This is a genomic window from Sphingopyxis sp. BSNA05 (assembly GCF_013265645.1).
In the GTDB taxonomy this organism is placed as follows: Bacteria; Pseudomonadota; Alphaproteobacteria; order Sphingomonadales; family Sphingomonadaceae; genus Parasphingorhabdus.
The window spans coordinates 1-20,813 of the sequence record NZ_PYIA01000153.1 but is presented as its reverse complement, the minus strand read 5'-3'; the positions used below and the strand labels follow the sequence as shown (position 1 = coordinate 20,813).

Genomic DNA, 20,813 nt, shown 5'->3' with positions numbered 1-20,813 from the left:
AAAACGGCGAGAAGCAGCCGGTGCACTGGCGCGATGCGGCGCGCGATATTGCCGCGCGGCTCGAGCGGATCGTCGAGGAACATGGCCCCGACAGCGTGGCCTCTTATGTCGGCACTTTCGGTTATAACAATGTCAACGCCCATGCCTTCATGCTGGCGCTGATGGACTCGATCGGATCGACCTCGGTCTATGACAGCGTTACCATCGATCAGCCCGGCAAAGGTATCGCCCGCGCCTGATCGGACCATGGCTCGCCGGCGCGCCACGGGTTGGCGACTGGGACGGGCTGATGCTGATCGGCACCAATCCGGTGGTGTCGATGAACGGCGGCCTCGGTATGAACCCGGCGAAAAAGCTGCACGACGCGAAGAAGCGCGGCATGCAGCTGATCGTGATCGACCCGCGCGTTACCGACAGCGCAAAGCAGGCCGATATCCATCTGCAGTGCCGCCCCGGACAGGACCCGATCCTGCTCGGCGCCATTGCCAAGATCGTCATCAACGAGGAATTGTACGACAAGGATTTCGTCGCCGGCGATGTCGATGGCTTCGAAGCGCTGAAAAAAGCCGTGCAGCCATTCGACGCCGGACCGGCCGCCGACCGCGCTGGCGTGGCGGCAGAAGATATAGTTCGCGCGGCGCGCATGTACGGCAGCTGGAAAAAGGCCAGCATCAGCGGCGGCACCGGCACCAATATGTCGGGCGGCGGCAATATCACCGAATATCTCAATCTCGCGCTGACTTCGATCATGGGGCACTGGCTGCGCGAAGGCGATCTCAATCGCCGCACCGGCGTGTTCACCAAGCCCGCCCCGCCGATCGCCGCCACGCCCGGCCCGATCCCCGCCTGGGGTTTCGGCCGCAAATTGCACAGCCGCGATCTCGAGCAGAGCATTTCCGGCATGCCGACCTCGGCGCTGCCCGACGAGATATTGACGCCCGGCGACAAGCAGGTGAAGGCGCTGATCTGTCTCGGCGGCAATCCGATGCTTGCCTGGCCTGACCAGCTCAAAACCTTCGAGGCGATGAAGGCGCTCGATCTGCTGGTCTGCATCGACCCGCGCATGTCGAAGACCGCCGAGCTGGCCGACTATGTCATCGCACCCAAGCTGCATTATGAGGTGCACGGAAACACCGCTGCGCCGGAAATCTACGGAGGCTTTGGTGCCGGCTGGGGCTTCGAGAATAATTATGCGCAGGCCAGCCCGCCGATCATGCAGTCCCCGGAAGGTCCGATCTGTGCGAGGAATATGAGTTCATCCACGCGCTCGCCTCGGAAATGGACAAGACGATCAAGGTCAAGTCCTGGGCATTGCTCGCCCATCCCGATGAGCGGGAAGAGAAAGCAACGCCTTTCCCGCCCGGCGAAACCCCCGATCCGATCAGCGCGTGGAGCGCATCGCTTAACGGATGCCCGGCGGATATCGCCAAGCTCTACGAGGATGAAGAGGTGCAGAAGGGCAAGATCGTCGAAGCCCAGGCCCTGCTCGTACAACCCAAACCGGCCGGCTGGGAAGGCAAGCTGTCGGTCGGCAACGGCGCGATGATGGAAGAGCTCGCCGGATATGCCGCCAAGCTGGGCGAGCCGATCGAGGACGGCGACTTCCCCTTCCGGATGATCGGACGGCGGATGACCGCGATCCACAACAGCAACTGGCACGAAGATCCCGTACAGCGCAAACGCGTGCCGCATCATCCCGCCTTCATGAACCCGGCCGATATGGAAGCATTGGGCCTGTCCGAGGACCAGCCGGTCGAGCTGGAATCGGCCCGCGCTTTCATCAGTTGCGTCGCCAAGGCAGACAAGACCGTGCGTGCAGGTTGTGTTTCCACACCGCACAGCTGGGGCACCAATCCCGACGAGAAAGAAGACCCGCTCGGCGCGGGCGGCAATACCGGGCGACTGTCGTTCAACGACCGCGATTATGACAAGCGCACCGGCATTCCGCTGATGAGCGCCATTCCCATACGGGTAAGGGCGAAACAGGCGACGGTGGAACTAGAGGCGGCGGAATAATTGCCATTAAACCAAATCCGTTCGTGCTGAGCCTGTCGAAGCATCTGGCTTGACGCGCAGGGCCCTTCGACAAGCTCAGGGCGAACGGTTACTTATAGGATTCCCAATATGACCAATCCCCTGTTCGACCTCGCCGGCGAAGTCGCCGTTATCACCGGCGCGGGTCGGGGGATAGGCGAAGGCATGGCAAAGGTCCTCGCCGATGCGGGCTGCAATGTTGTCTGTGCCTCGCGCAGCATGGACGAGATAAGCCGGGTGGCGGACGAAATAAACGCCAGCAACAGCAGCGGTCGGGCCATCGCCCATGCCACCGATGTGACCAGCGCCACCGATATGGATGCGCTAGCCCAGCGCGCAGTCGACGAATTTGGCAAGCTCGACATCTGGATCAACAATGCGGGCGGTTCGCTGGTGTCCGCACCGCTGACCGAACTGGACGAAGCGGAATGGGACAAGACGCTGGCGACCAACCTGACCTCGGTCTTCCATGGCGTGCGTGCCGCCTGCAAGCATTTCGGCGAGGGCAGCCGGATCGTCAACACCAGCTCGCTGGCCGCGCAGGACCCCTTCCCCGGCAGCGGCCATTATAGCGCCGCCAAGGCTGGTGTGCTGATGCTAACCAAGACCCTCGCCCACGAGCTCGGACCCAAGACGCGCGTCAACGCGATCCTGCCCGGCTTCGTCCCCACCGACACGGTCAAGAAGGCGCTGGACATGACCGACGAGGATTTTGTCGGCTTCGAGGACACACTCGGCTTGCCCGCGGGGCGACTGGGCACGCCACAGGATATTGGCGCGCTGACCCTTTATCTTTGCGCACCGGCTTCCGAATGGGTGACCGGCCAGTGCATCCGGATCGCCGGCAAACCCTGAACCGATTTCAGACCATTTGCTGAAGCGAAAAATCAGCAATCCTGCCGAAACTTGATGTAGCGGAAGATTTGCGGCATTCTGCCCGCATATTTCCGCGGGGAGGAGATGGAATGAACATGGGCAAACAGGCACAGATTGCGCCGGTGGCGGTTGCCAGCGATCTCCAGCTCGCCGACCTTCGCGCCGCGCTGGCAGCCGGCTGGAACGATTTCAGGGCCTATCCGGCCTTCGGCCTGTTCTTTGCCGCCATCTATGTCAGCGCCGGCATGTTCATCTATTTCGCTCTTTTTGTCCGCGGCGAGATCGCCTGGCTGGTTCCGGCGGCTGCGGGGTTCCCGCTGCTCGCACCCTTTGTCGCGGTCGGTCTCTATGAGGTCAGCCGCCGCCGCGAAGCCGGCCTGCCGATGAGCTGGCGCGCGATTCTCGGTGCGCTACGCGGGCGCGGCGACGAACAGATATTGAGCATGGGGGTCATCCTGTTTGTCGCTTTCGGATTCTGGATCATGATAGCCCATGGCATATTTGCCATTTTTCTGGCCGAATCCGGCACAGGGTCGGAGTCGATGGCATTTTTCGCAACGCGCGCCGGGATCATGATGCTGGTGGTCGGCAGCATCGTCGGAGCGATCATGGCTCTGGTCTTCTACGCGATCACGGTCGCCAGCCTGCCGATGCTGGTCGACCGCAATGTCGATTTCATCACCGCCATCATCGTCAGCCTGGCATCGGTGCGGTCGAACACATTCGTGCTGCTGGCCTGGGCGGTCTTGATTGCGGTAACGCTGTTCATCGCCATGCTGCCGCTTTTCCTGGGGCTGCTGGTCGTCCTTCCGGTGCTGGGCCATGCGACATGGCACCTGTACCGGCGCCTGACCGGCGCGCCCGCAACAGAGGATCAGGAAAATGCAGAGGCGGCGCTGGCCTAGGGTCCGCCCCTAGGCGGGTTTTCTGACCATCAACACGTCGACCGGCGACCAGCCCATCATTTCGCTGGCACGGCTGCCGATGGTTGCCATGACGAAACCGCCGCGACCATGCGTCCCCAGCACCAGCAGATCAAAATCACCGCTATCGAGCATATTGTGGACCGACTGGTGCAAATTGCCCTCGACCAGATGCGGTGTGACCCGCGAGGCATGGCTCTCCGGCAGGTTCAGGCCGGTCATGAAATCCTGCAATTCTTTTTCTGCGTCGGACCGCATTTCATCGGCAACGCCATCGGATTTCAGCCAGGCTTCGTAGGCGACATGATAGGCGTGCACGAGCTCGATTTTCGCCGCGGGAAAAAGTCCAGCGCGGTGCGCAGCGCATGGGCGGAAAATTCCGAAAAATCGGTTGCCACGAGGATGCGGTCATAATTGGCGCGGGGCCGCTCCTTTACGATCAGCACGGGCGATCTGGCATGGTGGACCAGATGGTCGACCGCCGTGCCGAGGAAGAAATCGGAAATATTATTATGCCGCGCGCGCCGACGATGATCAGTTCACTGTCCAGCTGTTCCGCCGTTTCGGCGATCACCTGGGGAGGCTTGCCGTAATTTATAGCCAGATTGCAGCCTTCGGCATCGGCGCCATAGTTGCGCAGCAGCTGGGCCTCGACCTTCGCGATATCAACCTCCGTCTTGGGGCTGCTGACAAATAGCAGGGTCCGCGCTGCATTCCAGATGTCGGCGAGCAATTTTGCCCGTGCGAACGGCCGGTCGGCCCTGGCTGTCAGATCGGTGGCGACCAGAATTTTCGTCGGTACGGCCATGGAATATTGCTCCTGTTGTTTCAAATGACTGGCCATTCTTCCCGCCGCAACCGCCGCCAGATAGCCTTGTTTCAATGACAATAGACATTTCCGGACTGATCGACATCAGTATCTGTACGGATATGCCCGGATCAAGGCTAACCGCCGGCAAGCAAAAACAGCAGCCTTGCCGATAGAAAATGCTGCGGTCCGCGATCTGGCAGACAATGTCCGCAGGCCCGTCACCAGCTGGCCAATAAAGCGCGTATCCGGTCGGAGCTTCATGGATGATCGAGGGGCTCCATCCATCTCACCCTGCCATTCTCCTCTCCCTGGCGCCGCAATGCCGGCGAGGAACGGCGCGCAAAAATCGGTTCGACCGAATTATCCACCCATATGACGAATGGGCATCCCGCTGGCGTCGAATAGCTATACAGCGCAGGTTCATTGGCGCGCTGTCACCCGAGGCATGCCCCCCGATGACATTGGCAATATGGCCGCTCTAGTTGAAGTATTTCCTCCTTTATGAACAATTTTTTCAAGCTCCGGTCGCATGACCTGGCTATCGATCTCGGTACGGCCAATACATTGATCTACGCGCGGGATCGCGGGATCGTTCTCGACGAACCGTCGGTGGTTGCGCTCGAGACACGTGACGGCGTGACCAAGGTGCGCGCCGTTGGCAGCGATGCCAAGCTGATGATGGGCAAGGCGCCTGCCAATATCAGGGTCCTTCGTCCGCTCAAGGATGGCGTAATCGCCGATCTCGATGTGGCGGAGCAGATGATCAATCATCTCATTCACAAGGTTCACAAGAAAAAGACCGGGATATTCCGGCGTTTTGATATCGTGGTCTGCATTCCGTCCGGTTCGACCAATGTACAGCTTCGCGCGTTGCGCGATGCTGCTTCCAACGCGGGTGCATCCGGGATCTACTTCATCGAGGAGCCGATGGCCGCCGCGATTGGCGCCGGTCTTGCGGTGACCGATCCGGTGGGGGCAATGGTGGTGGATATCGGCGGGGGTACCACCGAGGTCGCGATATTGTCGCTGCAAGGGCTCGCCTATAGCACGTCGGGCCGCATGGGCGGCGACAAGATCGACGACACCATCGCGTCGCACATCCGCCGCAAGCATAATCTGGCGATTGGTGAAACCACCACGGAACTCGTCAAACACGGAATCGCCAGTGCGATGAGTCCGGAGGGCGAAGGCCGGACGATGCATATCAAGGGCCGCGACCTGGTCAGCGGCATGCCGAAAAAATTGCCATCACCGAAGCCGAGATTGCCCGGGCCATTGCCGAACCCGTCGGACAGATTGCCGATTCCGTGCTCAACGCACTCGAGCACAGCAAGCCGGAGCTGGCCGCGGATATCATGGAACAGGGCATAGTCCTGACCGGCGGCGGCGCCTTGCTGGGACGGATTGACGAATTTATTTCCGCGAAAACCGGCCTGGCGGTCACTATTGCCGACGATCCGCTGACCTGCGTTGCCAATGGCGCGGGCCGGGCGATGGAAGATCCGCTGCTGCGCAACGTGCTCATCCCCGCCTGAGACCATCGGAATAGAGAATGGCAATAAAAAGGGCCCCGGAACCGGTCCGGAGCCCTTTTTGCTTGTCTCGTTCTGTTGGCCTAGCCGACCACGATCATCACCAGCGAAGTCGCGATCAATGCCGGCGTCTCGATACCGTCAATCTCGACAACCACATTATAGGTCAGCAACCAGCGACCGGGCTGCTTTTCGACCGCGTCCACTAATGTGTGACGACCGCGGACCTTGGAACCGGCGCGCACCGGATTGAGGAAGCGCACCTTGTCGAAGCCGTAGTTGATACCCATCACCGTGCCTTCGAGGCCCAGCGTCGTGCCGTAGGACAGTTTCGGCAACAGCGAGAGGGTCAGCAGACCATGGGCGATGGTGCCGCCAAAGGGTGTAGCCTTGGCTTTTTCCTCGTCGATATGGATGAACTGATGGTCCTCGGTGCAGTCGGCGAATGTGTTGATCCGGTCCTGATCAACCAGGACCCAGTCGGATACACCGACCTCCTTGCCCTTCCAGGATTCCAGTTCGCTTGCTTTGATCGTTGGCATATTATTTCTCCTGTTCGCGGGTCTTTTAGCCCTTCATGACTTCCTGCATCCGGCGGAAGAACTTGCCGCCCTGACCGCCGCCATTGGCATATTCCTGCATGCCGGTTTCGTCCAAAATCTGGTCGATATTTTCGGCAATGGATTCGGCGCTGCGCTTGTCTTCCGGCAGCCAGATGCCTTCTGTTTCAAAGATTTTCGCCGCTGCATAGCCGCCGGCACCCGCCGTCAAAATGGTCTTCGAAGGCGCGCCGTCGCTGCACAGATAGACCACAGCCGGGGTCACCGCTTCGGGGACCAGGGCTTTCAGGGCTTCTTCCGGCATGATATCTTCGGTCATGCGGGTGGCGGCCACAGGCGAAATACAGTTGGTGTGGATGCCCTTGCCCGCGCCTTCCTGGTGCAGGCTGTTCATCATGCCGACCAGAGCGAGTTTCGCGGCGCCATAATTGACCTGACCGAAATTGCCGTAGAGACCGGTGGAGGATGTGGTCATCACGATCCGGCCATATTGGCGTTCGCGCATATGATCCCAGACGGCCTTGGTGCAATTGGCGCTGCCGGTCAGGTGGACGTCCATGACGAACTGGAAATCTTCCATGCTCATCTTGTGGAAGCTCTTGTCGCGCAGCACGCCGGCATTGTTGACGAGAATGTCGACATGGCCCCATTTGGCGATCGCGTCTGCGACCATCTTCTCGACCGCAGCCATGTCGGTGACGCTGCAGCCGGCTGCCATGGCTTCGCCGCCTTCGGCTTCGATTTCGGCTACAACCTGCTCGGCCACGGTAGCGGAACCGCCGGTGCCATCGCGCGCGCCGCCGAAATCGTTGACCACAACTTTCACGCCGCGCCGCGCCAGTTCCTTGGCATGTTCGCGGCCCAGACCGGCCCCCGCGCCGGTGACAATGGCGACGCGATCGTTAAATTCTACAGTGCTCATGGCGAGTCCTTCTTTAATTGAATGATTAACGGAACCGATGCGCAATCAGACCCGCCGAGTCAAGCAGGAAGGCCGCTATTTTGCAGTCGTTTTTGTCCGGCCCCTGCCCGCCGTAGCGGCAGAGGAGGAAACGCGCTTTTTCGGCTTTTTCGGCTGCTTCGACTTCTTGGCCTTGGCCTTTTTGGCATCCGACGCCGCCTGCTTCGCCGCCGCTTTCATCAGATCGGCAAAACTGTCGGAAATGCAGGTCGCGTAAAATTCCGGATCGGGCATGATGTTGCGGTCGGCCAGAAAGGTCAGGATGACATTGCCATTATAGCTGGTGACAACGTGGAACAGCCCCTGGCCCTCGGCCAATATGCCCATGCCGAAGCTCTTGACCAGCTCGGCCCCGGCAAAATACATCGGCACCATTGGCCCGGGTACATTGGTGACCACCGTATTGACCGCCGGATTGAGCCGCTCGACCAGACCGGCGCGGACCATCATCTTGGTCCCCGCTGCAGTGAGACCAGCCGGCATCGCGCCGGATAATTCCATCAGCGTCTTGGCGCCGAGCGCCTGGGTCATAGCCTTGGAGCGCCGGGTTTCCTCCATGATGAATTTCAACCGGTCACCCGCATCGGCCAGATGGGTGCCGACGCCGACCTGCATCATCGTCACCTGATTGCCGGCGCTATCCTTGTCATCGTCGGTCCGCACCGAGACCGGTGCGCCGATCTTCAGCGTCTTTTCGGGAAGATCGTCCTTGGCCGCGAGATAGCCGCGCATCGATCCGCTGACCACCGCGATCATGACATCGTTCACCGTCGCTCCGGGAAAAGCCTCGCGGATTTTCTTGATGTCGGACAGGGCAAATTCACGCCCGTCGAACACGCGGTGCGGGCTGAGCTTCTTGTTGAAGCGTGTCTTGGGGATGCTGCCCTTGGCGTCATCCCGCTGGCGGAATTCGCGCTGCACGTCGAACAGCCGTTTCGGCATCGGGATCAGTTTTGCAAATTCTGCAGCCCGCGCACCGGATTGGCGATATTGTTGAACTGCGCCTTGGCGAGCAGGGCGACCGGGTTAGGATCCTTCTCCGGCTGGAACTGCATGTCGAATGTGCGCGGTTTCATCTCCGCATCGAGATCGTGCAATGCCAGCGTCATCTGCAGCCCCGACTGGCCGTCGATCGCGGCATGGTGCATCTTGTGCAGGACCGCGAAGCTGCCCTTCGGCACGCCCTCGACATTGTCGAGTCCTTCGATCACCGTATATTCCCAGAGCGGCTTGTTCATGTCCATCGGCCGGGCATAGATGCGCGCCGCCTGGATGCACAATTGCCGCCAGTCACCCGGCTTGGGCAAAGCGATATGGCGGACGTGAAACTCGAGATCGAAATTCGCGTCATCGACCCAGTAAGGATGATCGAGATCGAGGGGCACCCGCACCAGTTTCTGCCGGAAGATCCGCGCACCATCGAGACGCCCTTCGATATAGCGCAGGATGTCCTTGAATCCGACCTTGCCGCCCGGCGCGGTCGAGGGATCGTAAATCAGCAACTGGCCGATATGCATCGGCGTGTTCGCGGTTTCGGTATAGGCAAACATCGCATCCAGTGCGCTCAGCTGTTTCATTAGAATCCCCTCAAGCCGCTGTAATGACGGTCAGCATAGTTCAAATATGTCTGATATGCGAATCCGTAAAACACTGCCGGAATATGCGCACCCGACCTTGCGCGAGACCGGCGGAATGAAGAAAGATCCCGGCCATGGCGATCTGCCGTCGCGCGGCCCGGGGATCAGAATCCCTGCCAGTCCTTGACGAGATATTGCGGTGGCACGGCGCGTCCCCAGTAAAAGCCCTGGCCCTGGTCGGCGCCCAGCAGCCGCGCCTTTTCCAGATGGAACGGCGTCTCGATGCCCTCGACCACCGTCTTGGCTCCGCGCATGTGGCAAAAGTCGATGATCGATCCCAGAACCGTGATCGGGACCCGGTCGTTACAGAAGGCCCAGAAAATTTCCTTGTCCAGCTTCAGCTCGGCAAAGGGGATTTCGGCAATCCGGTCGAGATTGCTGTGGCCGGTGCCATAGTCGTCGATCGACACTTTCAGCCCGTACTGGCCCAGCATCTGGCAGATTTCGGAGACGACCTTGATATTGGCAACCCGGTTTTCCTCGGTGATTTCCATGATCACCGAACCACCCATATTCGGCGACTGCTGCAACCGGGCAAAAAGCGCGTCGACGAAATCGGACTGGGTCAGCAATATTGCGCTGCAATTGAAAGACACCGGCATGGTCTTCCGGGACCGGCGCAGCGAACTGGCCAGTTTGATCACCTGGTCGACGACATTCATCGTCGCCTCTATCTCCAGCGACATTTCCGTCGCGGCGGAGAAAATTGTCGCCGGGCTGATCGCGCGCCGGGTTTTCAGCCGCGACAGCGCCTCATAGCCGACGATCCGGCCATCATCCAGCGCATGCTTGGACTGGAATTCGACGACGAGATTGTCGAGCAACCGGTTGCTCGCGACCAGCGCCTCGATATATTCCGTGTCCAGATTGATCTTCTGGCTGTCCTGCGCATATCGGTCGATCAGCTCGGCCAGCATATTGGGCTCGAATGGCTTCGGTATCGTTGCGACAATTTGCGAATTGGCCGCCGTTATCGAGGCTTCGCTGCCGTTATACCATTGCGAATCCGCTCCGGTCATCAGAACAAGAGGCAATTTGTGCAACAGGCTGGCGTTGCTTTGGGAGAGCATTTTCTGATCGGCGAGGATGACATTGGGAGCGAAGGCTGTCGCTCCGTTCTCGTCGCCGGGAGAATAGACACATGCTACGGATATTTCGCGCTGCTCGAGGTCATCCTGCAAGAAACGCGTAAACGCGCTCTCTTCGTCAATGACGAGGACTCGCTTGTTGGACATGATGTAGGGCTTTCAGTTAGTGAAGATCCGCTAACGGATCTCGAGGTGATTGCGACCCTGTCTGTTCGAGCTTTTCCTGTCTCGCCCGGTATTCTGTACGATATTTGGAAAGATAGCTGATCCGCAGCCCGGGCAGACCGGACTTGTCGATGGATTCCTGCCAGGAGAGAAATTCCTCGAGCGAGAGATCATAGCGATCACAGGCTTCCTCAAGGCTGAGCAAGCCACCGGTAACGGCCGCGACCACTTCTGCCTTTCGCCGGATCACCCATCTGGTGGTATTGCTTTTCGGCAAATCATTGAGGCTCAGGCTTCACCGAAAGGACCGATAACTTTCTTCGGTTTTCTCTGCCGATCAATTTCCATAGAACCTCCCAGACGCTGCGGCGACCCCGCTGAATCATCCCATCAGGATGCCATTTTTACCTGCACCCCGTGTTACAATCATTTACATATGAGCGGAAAAACGTTTACATCGCGTTTCCAGCGATGGTTAATACGTTAGAAATACTTGGATAATTGCAAGCCTTTCATATTTATTAGATTATCATTTTATATTGAACTGTATAAAGATAGTATTACTACAGAATAAATACAAATAATTGTCTATAGTTGCTTTTACAGTAAAGAAGCCTTATCCACAAAAGAAACCCCGGTGTAAGGGACACCGGGGCTTTTGAAGGCTGTTTTGGCCAAATTGCGGCCGCTTGTTGGGGATTTGCGGCTCTCGGAATCTGCTTTAGTTGCTGATCACCATTGCGGTTTTGACGGGCTGGCCGGATTTGGCCGCAGCCATGATCGTGACGCTGGCGCGCTGGGCCGAGGCCTTGGCCTCCTGCATGCAGGCGCCATGATCCAGCACGTCGGTCAGGTTCTTCGCGTCGACGCTGCCGCAGACTTCGCGAACGGCGCCCTTCAGACGACCCTGCAAGGTCGATTGACCATGTTCGCTGGTCAGGTCCAGATCGGCATATTCGACCGTGGCGGTCCGGGTGATCCGGCCCTGGGCACTGGCGCTGGCAGCAAAGCCGGTTGCGGCAACGGCAATCGCGGCAGCGGCACAAAGGGACTTTGTAAAGTTAATGTTCGACATTCTCTCACTCCTCAAAAATTTTCTGGGCGTTGCCGGATAAAATGGGGGCCGGCGCAGCCCGTTAGGGGGTGAGGTCGGGAGCGGTTTATCCATCGTGCCGGGGAATGGCTGTCTGGAGAGACGTTGGTTGTGCTCCCGCCTCACCATCTTGGATAGGGGAGCGATGCCCGGCGAGCATCCGGACTTCGATAAACCGCCATTTTGATCGGCGAACGGCAGACGGCTTCGACCAACGACAATCGTCGGTCGACCAATTTAACATCATGTAACTTTTGTTACGAATCAGCTAGTTACAGATGACACCATATCTTGCTGTATTAAGGCACTAAATCAGCCCGGAAAGCGGACTCGACGGGTCGGCATACATGCGGCGGCCCATGCGTCCGGACAGATAGGCCTCGCGCCCGGCCTCGACGGCAAGCTTCATCGCGCGGGCCATCCGTACCGGCTCCTTCGCCTCGGCAATGGCCGTATTCATCAGCACGCCGTCGCAGCCCAGTTCCATCGCCACCGCTGCATCGCTCGCGGTGCCGACACCGGCGTCGACCAGCACCGGCACGTTCGCGCCCTCGACGATCAGCCGGATCGTCACCTGGTTCTGGATACCCAGACCCGACCCGATCGGCGCGCCCAGCGGCATGATCGCCACGGCGCCGGCGTCTTCCAGCTGCTTCGCGGCAATCGGATCATCGACACAATAGACCATCGGCTTGAAGCCTTCCTTGGCCAGCACCTCGGTCGCCTCGAGCGTTTCGCGCATATTGGGATATAATGTCTTGGCCTCGCCGAGGACTTCCAGCTTGACCAGATCCCAGCCGCCCGCCTCGCGCGCCAGCCGCAGGGTGCGGATCGCCTCGTCGGCATTGAAACAGCCCGCGGTGTTGGGAAGATAGGTGGTCTTCTTCGGATCGATAAAGTCCATCAGCACCGGCTGGTTGCGGTCCATGACATTGACCCGGCGGACGGCCACGGTAACAATTTCTGCACCGGACGCTTCGACCGCGGCGGCATTTTCAGCAAAGTCCTTATATTTGCCGGTACCGACAATCAGCCGCGAGTTGAAGGTGCGGCCAGCGACAGTCCAGCTGTCGTCACCGGAGCCGCCACCGACGAAATGGACAATCTCCAGCTCGTCGCCCTGTTCGACCGTGACATCTTCCAGTGTCGACCGGGTGACGATCTCGCGATTGCGTTCGACCGCCACCTTGGCCGGATCGAGATCGAGCGAACGCACCAGATTGGCGATCGAGCCGCCGGCTGCAATCTTGTGGGTATCGCCGTTCAATCGGATCTGGATTTCAGCCATTTCGGTAACTTTCATGTCTTTGATCTCGCTTTTCAAAAACGAGCCATATAAAGAGGGCGCTCCAGTCGCAACCAAAAGCCTGTGGGAAGGACCAATATCTTGGCGGCCAAGACCATCTATGTATTGAACGGGCCCAATCTCAACCTGCTCGGCATGCGCGAACCGGAAATCTACGGTTCGGAGACGCTCGACGAGATTGCCGGCCAGATCGAGGACCATGCGCAGACGCTCGGTTTCGATGTCGATATTCGCCAGAGCAACCATGAGGGGCATCTGGTCGACTGGCTGCACGAAGCGTCGGCAGAAGGGGCGCATGCGGTAATTCTCAATGCCGGCGCCCTGACCCATACATCGCTCGCCCTGTTCGACGCGATCAAGGCGATCAACACGCCGGTCATCGAAGTGCATATTTCAAACCCCGCTGCGCGCGAGGAATATCGCCACAAGAGTTTCATTGCACCGGTTGCAAAAGGGACCATTTGCGGCTTTGGTGCTTTCGGCTATCAACTGGCGCTGGAAGCTGCCAGCAAATTTTAACGACATTATAAGGACGAAATATGTCTGCAAAGAAAGAAACGGGTGAAGGCATGAATGTCGACATCAAACTGGTTCGCGATCTGGCCGCGATTCTCGAGAAGGCCGGCCTGAGCGAGATTGAAGTCGAGGACGGTGACCGCAAGATCAAGGTCGCTCGCGGCGGCGGGACATTTGTTTCCGCGCCGGTTTCTATGCCCGCTCCAGCGGCTCCTGCCCCTGCCGCTGCAGCCCCGGCTGCCGAAGCTGCTCCGGCAGACGATCACGCCGGCGCCCAGAAATCGCCGATGGTCGGCACCGCCTATCTCGCCCCCGAACCGGGCGCAGCCAATTTCATCTCCGTCGGAGACAAGGTTGCCGTGGGCGACACGCTGCTGATCGTCGAGGCGATGAAGGTGATGAATCCGATCACCTCCGACACCGCCGGCACGGTCAAGTCCATCCTGGTCGAAAATGGCCAGCCGATTGAATTTGACCAGCCTCTCGTCGTGATCGCATAGATGATGTCTAAGTCACTCCGTACGTCTCGAGCGAAGTCGAGAGACCGGCTTCCAAACACATGCGTCTCGACTGCGCTCGACGCGAACGGCACGGGGGCGTCGTAATATGACCATTGAAAAATCCTGATAGCCAATCGCGGGGAAATTGCCCTCCGGATTTTGCGCGCGGCCAAAGAGCTGGGCATCGAAACCGTCGCCGTCCACAGCACCGCCGACGCGGATGCCATGCATGTGCGGCTCGCCGACCAGGCGGTCTGCATCGGACCTCCGGCCGCCGCCGACAGCTATCTGTCGATCCCGGCGATCATTTCAGCCGCCGAGATCAGCGGCGCGGACGCGATCCACCCCGGCTACGGCTTTCTGTCCGAAAACGCGCATTTCGCCGAAGTCGTCGAGGCGCACGGGATCAAGTGGATCGGCCCGAAGCCGGAACATATCAAAATCATGGGCGACAAGGTCGCTGCCAAGAAAACCGCCGGCGATCTGGGCATTCCCCTGGTCCCCGGTTCCGATGGTGCGGTCAGCGAGATTGCCGAGGCCAAGACAGTCGCCAAGCAGGTCGGCTATCCGGTGATCATCAAGGCCGCTTCCGGCGGCGGCGGGCGCGGCATGAAAGTGGTCAACAGCGAGACCGAACTGGAAACCCAGATGAAACAGGCGGGCACCGAGGCGAAAGCCGCCTTTGGTGACGCGACCGTCTATATCGAAAAATACCTCGGCGATCCGCGCCATATCGAATTCCAGGTGTTCGGCGACGGCCGCGGCAATGCCATTCATCTGGGCGAGCGCGACTGTTCGCTGCAGCGCCGCCACCAGAAGGTCCTCGAGGAAGCGCCTTCGCCGGTGATCAGCGCCGAGCAGCGCGAAGCCATGGGCAAGGTCTGCGTCGACGCGATGAAGGGCATGGGCTATCGCGGCGCCGGCACCATCGAATTTCTCTACGAGAATGACGAATTCTATTTCATCGAAATGAACACCCGCCTGCAGGTCGAGCATCCGGTCACCGAGATGATCACCGGCTTCGATCTGGTGCGCGAGCAGATCCGCATCGCCGACGGTCGTGATCTTTCGGTCAAGCAGGAAGACCTGGTGTTCAGCGGTCACGCCATCGAATGCCGGATCAACGCCGAAAACCCCAAGACCTGGGCCCCATCGCCCGGCAAGGTTACCAGCTATCACGCCCCCGGCGGCATGCACGTCCGGGTCGATAGCGGTCTCTATGCCGGCTATTCGATTCCGCCTTATTATGACAGCATGATCGCCAAGCTGATCGTCTATGGCCGCACCCGCGACGGCTGCATGATGCGGCTTGCCCGCGCACTGGACGAATTTGTCATCGAAGGCGTCCAGACCACGATCCCGCTGCACCAGAAGCTGGTCTATGACGAGGAATTCCAGTCCGGCGAATATACGATCAAATGGCTCGAAGAGTGGCTGGAGAAGGATAATCTGAATGATTAAGCCGTGCCCCCGCGCAGGCGGGGGTCTATCTCCTGAACTTGCATCAAACAGGAAAGCGTTGGTTCGCACCGCTCGTTCGTCAGCAAACCCATCAGAAAAACAAATCGATTAGAGGACCCGTGATGGACCCCGGACCAAGTCCGGGGTGGAAGTTATCTGAACAGCAATGTTCAGATAACTTCCACCTTTCCTGAACATAACAAGTCAGTTCAGGAGTCCGACAGGGTTAATAAACTATCACCTGTTGCACAGATGCGGCAAATGGAGTCGCCAACAACAGGAGTAAGCCATGCGTATATTTTTCGTTCCCGGCCTGATGGCGGCCACGATGTTGACGCCTGCCGCGGCATCAGCCGCCGAGATTGCACCCAGTCTCAACAGCGCCCCCGGACTGGCAAAAGTCGACCTCACCGGCGCCGTTGCCCTGCAGCGCGACGGTCGCAGCGAGCGCCGCGCCAACCGGGCAACCGCCAGGCCAACCGGACGGGCGACCGCGGACAGCGACGGCCACAAGCACGCAACAATCGCGGGGAGGCAACGATTAGCCGGCAAGCCCGGGAATCCCAGAGGACAACCCGAACCGAACGGTCTGCTGACCGGAATGTCAATCTCGCCACCCAGCGGGACCGGCGGGTGGATCGCCAGCGCGCGGCCAACCGGTCGGACATACAGAACCGGCGCACCGCGGACCAGCGCGCGGCACGACGCGGAGACAATAATCGCGACGGACGGGTTGACCGGCGCTATGATCGCAATCGCGACGGGCAGATCGACCGGCGCTATGACCGCAACAATAATGGCCGCGTCGACCGGCGGGTAGACCGCGACCGGGACGGCCGGATCGATCGCCGCTACCGGGATAACCGGCAGGCCAGAAACAACCGCAATTACAACCGCAGCAATCGCGACTGGAACCGCAACTGGCGCCAGGACCGGCGTTATGACTGGCGGCGCTATCGCCAGGCCAACCGCAGCTATTACCGGCTCGGCCGCTATTATTCGCCCTATCGCTCGCACAGCTATCGCCGCTGGAACATCGGGGTCTTTCTGGGCACATCCTTTTACGGATCGCGCTACTGGATCAACGATCCTTGGCGCTACCGCCTGCCCACCGCCTATGCGGGCACCCGCTGGATCCGCTATTATGACGATGTCCTGCTGGTCGATACCTATAGCGGCGAAGTCATCGACGTGATCTACGACTTCTTCTGGTAAGACCGGAAGCCTGAAACACCAAACCCGCTGCCTGACCAGGCGGTGGGTTTTTGTTGCATCATGCGGGGCCGCCAAGCAGAAGTGCGTCAGGACAAGAGGAGACTGAAGATGATACGCGCGCTCGGCCTGACCATTTCAACCCTGGCGCTGGCAATGTTGCCGGCCGGCGCCATTGCCCAGGACCGGATCATCCGCGTCGGCAATCTGCTGACCGATGCTGACGCGCAGCCGAGCGGACCGGCAACGATCATCGTTCGGGATGGCAGGATCGCCGAGATCCGGCGCGGGCCGGACGCAGCATATGATGCCGGCGCTACCATCATCGATCTCTCCACCAAGACCGTCATGCCCGGCATGATCGATCTGCATGTGCATCTGACCGGCGATCCGGGTGGCGATTTCTGGAAGGAGACCACGGAACCGGCCGAATGGGGCGTGGTTGTCGGCGCGAAAAACGCGCTGGTCACGGCAAAGGCCGGCTTCACCACCGTGCGCGAGGCGGGCTCTTCGCAATATAGCGCCTTTTCGCTGCGCCGGGGTACTGCCGAAGGGATCATTCCGGGTCCGCGCATCATTGCGGCCGGTCCGGCGCTGGCAATTGTCGGCGGCCATGGCGATGTGTCGGGCTTTACCGAGGATGTGAACGACCTGCTGACCAGCGGCTATAGCTGCACCGGCGCGGTCGAATGCGCGGAGAAAGTCCGCAAGGCAAGCCGGGCCGGCTCCGATATCATCAAGATCACCGCCACCGGCGGCGTATTGTCGCAGCAGGGACGCGGACTGGACGCGCAATTTACCAGCGCGGAAATGCGGTCGATCGCCGATACCGCCCACTCGCTCGGCCTGAAAGTCATGGCCCATGCCCATGGCGCGCGCGGCATCGAGGCGGCGGCGCGGGCCGGCATCGATACGATCGACCATGGCACATTTGCCGACGAGGCGGCGCTCAAGGTGATGAAGGCCAATGGCACCGTGCTGGTGCCGACGCTGATGGCGTTCAAGGGTGTCAGCGAGCGGCTCGGCAAGGGCATTTACACCCCGGTGGTCGAGGACAAGATCCGCATGACCATGGGCCGCGTCGGCAAGGCGGTCACTCTGGCGAAGAAACTGGGCGTGCCGATCGGCTTTGGCACCGATGCCGGCGTCTATAATCACGGGCGCAATGCCGAGGAGCTGCAACTGATGGTCGATGCCGGTCTGACTCCGCGCGAAGCCATTGCCAGCGCCACCAGCATCGCCGCAAAAACGCTCGACATGGACAATGAGATCGGCCGGATCGCGGTCGGCTATTCCGCCGACATGATTGCGCTTGACGGCAATCCGCTGGATGATGTCCGCGCGCTGGAAAAGGTCGACTGGGTGATGGTCCGCGGCCGCGTCATCGACTAGGCTGCGATCATGGCCAAGGTCTTTTCGAAAAAGCAGACGGAAGCATATGCCAGCCCGCGCCGGATGGCGGAGCTGGGCCGCCACGTCACGGAGACGCTGAACGCCCATCCGCGGGTGCAGTGGCTGGAAAGCCCGCTGGTCCAGCTCTATGTCCACCAGAATTTTCTCAGCGACGCCGATTGCGATCTGCTCATCGACATGATCGACAGCAATAGCCAGCCTTCGACTCTCTACAAGGGCAGCGAACGCGAGGGCTATCGCACTAGCTACAGCTGCAACGTCGACCCCGCCGATCCCGACATCCAGCGCATCGACAAGGCGATCTGCGACCTGATGGGCCTGCCGCAATCGCATAGCGAGATTCTCCAGGGCCAGCGCTACCAGCCGGGCCAGCAGTTCAAGGACCACCACGACTATTTCCACCAGAGCGAATCCTACTGGCAATATGAAGGCCCCCACGGCGGGCAGCGCAGCTGGACCGCGATGGCCTATCTCAACGAGCCGGAAAAGGGTGGCACGACCGCCTTCCCGCAGCTCGAATATGAGGTCGAACCGCGTCGCGGGATGTTGCTGATCTGGAACAATATGAAGCCCGACGGGACGCCCAATATCGACACTTTGCACGCCGGATCGCCGGTCGAACAGGGGACCAAATATATCATCACCAAATGGTTCCGGCTGAACAAGTGGCGCGAGGCCTGATCTCCTGCCGGGCCCCGCTCTCCGATCAACCGCCGACCGGATTCGACCAACGACATCACAATTTCGGCGAAGTCGTTGCGGGTGATACTTTAGCGTGTTAGCTGGCCATAACAGTTTTTGAACAGGAACCAGATATGATCAAGAAATCTCTCGCACTTCTCCTCGGCACCAGCCTGCTGGCGACCGGCAGCATCGCGATCGCCCAGCCGCTCGCCGCGACCAGCGCTGCGGCGATGGAACATCACGAAAAAGCGGAGATGACCGAGGGGCAGAAGCTGAAGGCCCTGTTCGCCAAGAGCGACGAGGAAAGCCTGAAGCGCAACCCGATCGGCGCGCTGTTCCGCGGCGACGAACGCTATGCCGACCAACTCGGTGATTATATCACCGACGAATATTTCGCCAAGGAGAAAGCCGCCGAAACCGCCGAACTGGCCGCCCTGATGAAGATCGACCGCAGCAAGCTGAGCGCCACCGATAAAATCGCCTATGACGTGTTCAAGCGCGACAAGCAGCAGGCGCTGAAGGGCCTGTCCGACGAAATCATGGCGCTGACCGTGGTCCGTCCGGTCAACCATTTCAGCGGCTTCCACACATTCTATCCCAACTTTGCTTCCGGCAAGGGCGGCGCGCCGTTCAAGACGGTGAAAAATTACGAGGACAATCTCAAACGCCACAAGCAGTTCATCACCATCGGTGACCGGTCGATCGGCCGTTTCCGCGAAGGCATGGACAGCGGCGTTGTCGAAACCAAGCTGACGATCACCAATGTCATCGAACAGCTCGCCACCCAGATCGGCCTCGGTCTCGAGAACAGCCCGTTCATGGCCCCGACCAAGAATTTCCCCGAAGATTTCAGCGAGGCCGACAAGGCGCGCCTGACCAAGGAATATGCAGCGGCAACCGAAGAGATTTTCGCCGGCTATCAGCGCATGCATGATTTCCTGAAGAATGAATATCTGCCGGTGGCGCGCGAGGAAGTCGGCCTGTCGAGCATGAAGGGCGGTGCGGTTCTTTATGAAAACATGATCGAAAACACCACCACCCTGCCGCTGAAAGCCGACTATATTCACAATCTCGGCCTCAGCGAAGTCACCCGGATCAAGACCGAAATGGAAGACATCAAGGCCGAGGTCGGCTTTGACGGCACCCTGTCCGAATTTTTCACTTTCCTGCGCACCGACGAACAATTCCATCCGGAATCGCGCGAAGCGCTGACCCAGGCCTATTATGACATGGGCAAGACGGTCGACGCGAAGATCGGCGAGCAGTTCAAGGTGCTGCCGAAATCGCCGCTGGAAATCCGGCCCTATGACGAATCGATCGAGAAATTCCAGGCCGGCGGCTCCTACCAGAGCGGCACGCCTGACGGATCGCGTCCCGGTGTCTTCTATTTCAACGCCTATGACCTGCCCTCGCGCAACACATCGGGCATCACCACCCTCTATCTGCACGAAGGCGCGCCGGGCCATCATTTCCAGATTTCGCTGGCCCAGGAAAATACCGACCTGCCGAACTTCATGCGCTTTGGCGGCAACACCGCCTTTGTCGAAGGCTGGGCGCTTTATTCCGAGAAGCTCGGCTTCCCGATGGGCCTCTATGACGATCCTTATCAGCGCTTCGGCCATCTCGACGACGAGATGCTCCGCGCGATGCGGCTGGTCGTCGACACCGGCCTGCACAGCAAGGGCTGGACCCGCGAACAGGCGATCCAATATATGCTCGACAACAGCAGCATGGGCGAGACCGATGCGACCGCCGAAGTCGAACGCTATATCGCGATTCCCTCGCAGGCCCTGGCCTACAAGATCGGCGCGCTGACCATCCAGCGGCTGAAGAAGGAAGCCCAGGACGCGCTCGGCGACAAGTTCGACCCGCGCGAGTTCCACGACCAGGTGCTCAACACCGGCGCGCTGCCGATGACCGTGCTGGAAAGCAAGATCCGCGACTGGATTGCTTCGCAGACTTGAGTTTTGTTGCTCCTTCTCCCGTGAGGGAGAAGGATGCGCAGACTTGGCAGCTTGCTGCTAGGTAGTGGACTCATAAA

General features: G+C 59.8%; 22 protein-coding genes and 2 pseudogenes. 14 read left to right on the top strand and 10 right to left on the bottom strand.

The genetic code is table 11. The features are described from left to right. The 5 genes from C8024_RS18250 to C8024_RS18230 all read left to right on the top strand — a co-directional run. Nucleotides 1-239, top strand: a 239-nt coding sequence (locus tag C8024_RS18250) for a molybdopterin-dependent oxidoreductase (RefSeq protein ID WP_173207819.1), incomplete at its 5' end; no start/stop codon positions are given. A 50-nt stretch (nt 240-289) separates the two neighbouring features. Next, entirely contained in the window at nt 290-1,546 is a 1,257-nt protein-coding gene (locus tag C8024_RS18245; RefSeq protein ID WP_173207816.1) for a molybdopterin-dependent oxidoreductase, read from the top strand. Next, on the top strand, nt 1,450-2,016 hold the full coding sequence (locus tag C8024_RS18240; protein WP_173207813.1) for a molybdopterin dinucleotide binding domain-containing protein: 567 nt from the start codon (nt 1,450-1,452) through the stop codon (nt 2,014-2,016). Before C8024_RS18245 ends, C8024_RS18240 begins: the two co-directional genes overlap by 97 nt. A gap of 108 nt (nt 2,017-2,124) precedes the next feature. Then, nucleotides 2,125-2,889 (top strand): SDR family NAD(P)-dependent oxidoreductase, encoded by a 765-nt coding sequence (locus C8024_RS18235; RefSeq protein ID WP_173207810.1) that lies wholly within the window; start codon nt 2,125-2,127, stop codon nt 2,887-2,889. Between the two features lie 110 nt (nt 2,890-2,999). Beyond that, complete coding sequence (locus C8024_RS18230; protein ID WP_217272303.1) at nt 3,000-3,815, top strand: DUF2189 domain-containing protein; 816 nt, start codon at nt 3,000-3,002, stop codon at nt 3,813-3,815. Nucleotides 3,816-3,824: 9 nt separating this feature from the next. Here C8024_RS18230 and C8024_RS18225 read toward each other — a convergent pair whose 3' ends face one another. Then, nucleotides 3,825-4,160, bottom strand: coding sequence for a universal stress protein (locus tag C8024_RS18225; protein ID WP_367947430.1), 336 nt, complete (start codon nt 4,158-4,160; stop codon nt 3,825-3,827). A 112-nt stretch (nt 4,161-4,272) separates the two neighbouring features. After that, a complete protein-coding gene (locus C8024_RS18220) occupies nt 4,273-4,722 on the bottom strand; it encodes a universal stress protein (protein ID WP_173207803.1) in 450 nt (149 codons plus the stop codon). A gap of 423 nt (nt 4,723-5,145) precedes the next feature. Here C8024_RS18220 and C8024_RS18215 point away from each other — a divergent pair. Then, nucleotides 5,146-6,179, top strand: a pseudogene (locus tag C8024_RS18215) (rod shape-determining protein). 80 nt (nt 6,180-6,259) lie between these two features. Here C8024_RS18215 and C8024_RS18210 read toward each other — a convergent pair. The 8 genes and pseudogenes from C8024_RS18210 to thiS all read right to left on the bottom strand — a co-directional run bounded on the left by C8024_RS18210 (nt 6,260) and on the right by thiS (nt 12,983). Then, complete coding sequence (locus C8024_RS18210; RefSeq protein WP_100093506.1) at nt 6,260-6,718, bottom strand: MaoC family dehydratase; 459 nt, start codon at nt 6,716-6,718, stop codon at nt 6,260-6,262. Nucleotides 6,719-6,743: 25 nt separating this feature from the next. Beyond that, on the bottom strand, nt 6,744-7,658 hold the full coding sequence (locus C8024_RS18205) for an SDR family NAD(P)-dependent oxidoreductase (RefSeq protein ID WP_173207799.1): 915 nt from the start codon (nt 7,656-7,658) through the stop codon (nt 6,744-6,746). 75 nt (nt 7,659-7,733) lie between these two features. Then, nucleotides 7,734-8,639 (bottom strand): WS/DGAT domain-containing protein, encoded by a 906-nt coding sequence (locus C8024_RS18200; RefSeq protein ID WP_173207796.1) that lies wholly within the window; start codon nt 8,637-8,639, stop codon nt 7,734-7,736. A gap of 5 nt (nt 8,640-8,644) precedes the next feature. Then, complete coding sequence (locus tag C8024_RS18195; RefSeq protein WP_173207793.1) at nt 8,645-9,274, bottom strand: wax ester/triacylglycerol synthase domain-containing protein; 630 nt, start codon at nt 9,272-9,274, stop codon at nt 8,645-8,647. A gap of 164 nt (nt 9,275-9,438) precedes the next feature. Then, nucleotides 9,439-10,569, bottom strand: coding sequence for an EAL domain-containing protein (locus tag C8024_RS18190; protein ID WP_100093503.1), 1,131 nt, complete (start codon nt 10,567-10,569; stop codon nt 9,439-9,441). A 16-nt stretch (nt 10,570-10,585) separates the two neighbouring features. Further along, nucleotides 10,586-10,935 (bottom strand): annotated as a pseudogene (locus C8024_RS18185) (DUF1153 domain-containing protein). A 373-nt stretch (nt 10,936-11,308) separates the two neighbouring features. Continuing rightward, complete coding sequence (locus C8024_RS18180) at nt 11,309-11,662, bottom strand: UrcA family protein (protein ID WP_164089046.1); 354 nt, start codon at nt 11,660-11,662, stop codon at nt 11,309-11,311. Between the two features lie 325 nt (nt 11,663-11,987). Further along, on the bottom strand, nt 11,988-12,983 hold the full coding sequence (gene thiS, locus C8024_RS18175; protein WP_173207790.1) for a sulfur carrier protein ThiS: 996 nt from the start codon (nt 12,981-12,983) through the stop codon (nt 11,988-11,990). 84 nt (nt 12,984-13,067) lie between these two features. On the opposite strand from thiS, the gene aroQ reads away from it, so the two are divergent. The 8 genes from aroQ (at nt 13,068) to C8024_RS18135 (ending at nt 20,736) form a co-directional block, all read left to right on the top strand. Then, entirely contained in the window at nt 13,068-13,505 is a 438-nt protein-coding gene (gene aroQ, locus C8024_RS18170; protein ID WP_173207787.1) for a type II 3-dehydroquinate dehydratase, read from the top strand. Between the two features lie 20 nt (nt 13,506-13,525). Next, a complete protein-coding gene (gene accB / locus C8024_RS18165) occupies nt 13,526-14,002 on the top strand; it encodes an acetyl-CoA carboxylase biotin carboxyl carrier protein (RefSeq protein ID WP_254306069.1) in 477 nt (158 codons plus the stop codon). 120 nt (nt 14,003-14,122) lie between these two features. Then, nucleotides 14,123-15,463: an acetyl-CoA carboxylase biotin carboxylase subunit gene (gene accC, locus C8024_RS18160; protein ID WP_173207822.1), complete on the top strand. Its 1,341-nt coding sequence runs from the start codon at nt 14,123-14,125 to the stop codon at nt 15,461-15,463. Between the two features lie 289 nt (nt 15,464-15,752). After that, nucleotides 15,753-16,283 (top strand): hypothetical protein, encoded by a 531-nt coding sequence (locus C8024_RS22255; RefSeq protein ID WP_254306067.1) that lies wholly within the window; start codon nt 15,753-15,755, stop codon nt 16,281-16,283. Then, nucleotides 16,232-16,678, top strand: a complete 447-nt coding sequence (locus tag C8024_RS23855) for an RcnB family protein (protein ID WP_367947429.1) — start codon at nt 16,232-16,234, stop codon at nt 16,676-16,678. The genes C8024_RS22255 and C8024_RS23855 overlap by 52 nt, the downstream gene beginning before the upstream one ends. Nucleotides 16,679-16,786: 108 nt before the next feature. Then, on the top strand, nt 16,787-18,067 hold the full coding sequence (locus C8024_RS18145; RefSeq protein WP_173207778.1) for an amidohydrolase family protein: 1,281 nt from the start codon (nt 16,787-16,789) through the stop codon (nt 18,065-18,067). Nucleotides 18,068-18,076: 9 nt separating this feature from the next. Next, nucleotides 18,077-18,769 carry a 2OG-Fe(II) oxygenase gene (locus C8024_RS18140; RefSeq protein ID WP_173207775.1) on the top strand — a complete coding sequence of 231 codons (693 nt, stop codon included), beginning with the start codon at nt 18,077-18,079 and terminating at the stop codon, nt 18,767-18,769. A gap of 134 nt (nt 18,770-18,903) precedes the next feature. Next, the gene (locus C8024_RS18135) at nt 18,904-20,736 is read left to right on the top strand and encodes a DUF885 family protein (RefSeq protein ID WP_173207773.1); all 1,833 of its coding nucleotides are present in this window, start codon (nt 18,904-18,906) and stop codon (nt 20,734-20,736) included. Nucleotides 20,737-20,813 lie beyond the last annotated feature (77 nt).